Raw genomic sequence first — 2,968 nt, 5'->3', positions numbered from 1 at the left:
CGGAGGCGACGCGCTCGCGCTCACGGCGCCGATCACCCGCCGACGACGCCAGCGCGGCCGCGACGAGAGCCGCCGCGAGCACCACAGACGGCATGCCGACCGCAAGCACGTGCATCACCATCGCCGCGGCCATCACGACCGCGAGCGCACGCGCACGCCAGTGCGTCGTGGCGACGCAGCAGCTTCCCGCCGCGACGAGGCCGCTTCCCGCGGCCGCGAGTTCGAACACCGTCGTCCGCCTCCCGCTCGTTCCGGCTCAGTGCCCGCAGTGACAGCCGCCGTCGCCCGCGCCGGCAGGGCCGTGGGGCGTGGCGGCCTCGTGCGGTGACGGCGCCGGAGCCGTGGCGCAGTGCACGCTGAGGTTCGGCACGTCCAACGTGGGGTTGCGATCGAAGAAGCCGTGGGGCAGCAGCCGGAAGCCCGCGTAGTCGACGGGCATGATGGGCCAGTCCTCGGTGCGCGGGAAATGCGTGAGTCCGAACGTGTGCCACAGCACGATGTCCTCGCCGTCGATCCGCCGATCCGCGGCGATGTAGGCGGGCAGACCCGCTCCCCCGGGATTCTGGTTGGTGCTGCGACCTGCCGGCCACAGCTCGTCGCGGTCGTACTGCGTGACCCACAGGTGGTGCGCGGCGAACTCCGCGCGCGGTCGCACGTAGGCATCCTCGTCCACGAGCAGGGTGGGCTTGCCCTCCGGCACGAGGATGTAGGACGTGGGCTTGCCGAGTCGGTTGGCCTTCTCCGTGCTGGAGATGCGCCACACGCGATCCACCTCGCCCTTCGCGTCGCGGACCCCTTCCTGCTCCGTGCGCAGGCGGGTGTGCGTGCGCGTGAACGCATTTCCCCACGGATTGCGCTCGTCCTTCGGCACGCGGGCGACATCGACCTCGTCGACCGCGTTCGTCACGCCGTCGACGGTCATGTCGAGGCGCGCCGAGAACAGGTGCTGGTGGATCGGCGCCCCCAGTCCCGGCGCGACCTCGGTCGCGTACTCGTAATCGCCCCCGGGATGCGCGTTCGTGAAGACGATGCCCGTCGCCTTCGCCTCGAGCTCGATCTTGCCGTCGAGGTACAGGTACCAGTAGAAGCCGTAGTCGTAATTGCCGACCGTGACGAAGAACGACACGACCAGGCGCCGCTGGCGGCGCACCTCGCTCGTGCCGGCGAAGAAGTCCGTGTGCTTCCAGAGGATGCCGTAGTCCTCCTCGTGGATGCAGATCGCGTTCTTGATCGTCGTGGGGCGGCCCAGATCGTCGGCCACGACGGCGTCTACGTACGTGATCTCCCCCAAGCAGTCGCAGCCCAGCTCGAGCGAGTTCGCAAGCCGTCCGAACTGGTACTCGGACACGTCGTAGTAGTTCTGCCATGCGTTGGTGGGGCTGGTGTCGCCGTAGTTGACCACCATCTCGGCGATCGACCCGCGGTACATCACGGGTCGATCGACGCCGCCGTCCCGGAACGCGAGCTGGTGGAGGGTGAGCCCTTCCCGCCCGTTGAACCCGACCCGGACGCTCCAGTTCTCCCAGCTGAGCACGCCGTCCTCCAGCGTGAAGCTGACGCCCTCCGGCTGCGTGATCGAGATCGGCTTGAGCGACGCGCGCTCGGGCCCGCGCACGACGGGATCGCGGTAGTCGCCCGATTCCTGCGGCACGAACGCCGTCTCGGTCTCGACGAGGCGCACGACACGGCGGTTCCTGAGGTCGACATGCGCCACCAGACCGCCGATCGGGTGGGCCCAGCACGAGTCCTGCGGGTGCTCCTGCAGGAACGACAGCACGCGGATCATGCGCACTCCGACCTCATCGTCGTATCCGAAGACGCCGGCCGAGAGCGGACACGAGACGACCTTCGTCAGGTCGGTGATCCCGCGTGCCGCGAGCGCGGCGACATATCCGGGATCCGCCTTCACGATCTCGTCGGCAGCGGCGAAGTCCTCGTCCAGCACGGGGCCGAAGCCGTCCACCGCCGGGTCCAGCGTGCGACGCCACGTGATCGCTGCGGCGTCGAGGTCGACGACGATGTCCGTCACCGTGTCCGCGGCCAGATCGGTCAGCAGAACGCCGACCTCACGCGGAAGCGCATCCCCGGGACGCCAGGCGAGCACATCGGCTTTCGCCGGCTCGCGCAGGGCGATGTACGAGAAGCGCGTCGCGTCGTGGACGAGACCCTCCCGATCGAGGATCTCCCGCATGCGGTCGATCTCGTCGATCGCGAGCGGTGCGAGGGGGTGCCGGACTTCGGTCATGCGGGATCTCCTGTGCCGGGGACGGCGGGACGTTGTTGAGCGAATGCTCGATATTAGGCGCGGACGTGTTTCGCGCGGATGACGAGCGCGTCACCGGGGTGGGACGAGGCGGAACGGCGGTCGTGGGCGCCCCCGCCGCGTGCGCGAGCGGACTCGGCGGTCGCGGGACGCCCCGCGACCCCCGAGCGTCAGCCGGCGATGACGCGCGGCTCCGCGACGGCCTTGAGACCCTCGACGCTGAACTCCAGGCCGTAGCCGGAGCCCTTGACGCCCCCGAACGGCACCTTCGGGTGGATCGTGCCGTGCGAGTTGATCCAGACGGTGCCCGCGCGCATGCGCGCGGCGACGGCGCGTGCCGCGTCGCGGTCGCTCGACCACACCGAGCCGCCGAGCCCCGCCTCGAGGCGGTTGGCGCTCGAGATCGCATCCTCCACGTCGGTGTATCGGATGATCGGCAGCGCGGGTCCGAACTGCTCCTCATCCACCAGCGGGTCGCCGTCCTGCGCCTCCGCCACCAGGGTGGTCTGGAAGAAGGTCGGACCCAGATCCGCGGCGGGCTCGCCGCCGACGACGATGCGGCGGCCGCGCTGCTTGGCGTCCTCGACGAGCCGGCGCACGATCTCGAACTGCTTGGCGTTCTGCAGCGGGCCGAGGACGTTGCCGCCCTCGATGCCGTTGCCCATGGGCATCTGCGAGGCCACGGCCGCCAGCGCCTCGACCACC

General features: G+C 70.1%; 3 protein-coding genes. All 3 read right to left on the bottom strand.

Annotated elements, in window-relative coordinates:
• The coding region (locus RIF89_RS13220) for a hypothetical protein (protein ID WP_309069559.1) at nt 1-229 on the bottom strand (229 nt) is incomplete at its 3' end.
• A 27-nt stretch (nt 230-256) separates the two neighbouring features.
• The gene (locus RIF89_RS13215) at nt 257-2,245 is read right to left on the bottom strand and encodes a primary-amine oxidase (protein ID WP_309069558.1); all 1,989 of its coding nucleotides are present in this window, start codon (nt 2,243-2,245) and stop codon (nt 257-259) included.
• Between the two features lie 188 nt (nt 2,246-2,433).
• On the bottom strand, nt 2,434-2,968 hold a 535-nt coding region (locus RIF89_RS13210), incomplete at its 5' end, for an aldehyde dehydrogenase family protein (protein ID WP_309069557.1).

The organism is Microbacterium sp. (assembly GCF_031178525.1).
Lineage (GTDB): Bacteria > Actinomycetota > Actinomycetes > Actinomycetales > Microbacteriaceae > Microbacterium.
Note: the sequence above shows the minus strand (reverse complement) of the source record. Positions and strands in the feature narration are given on the sequence as shown.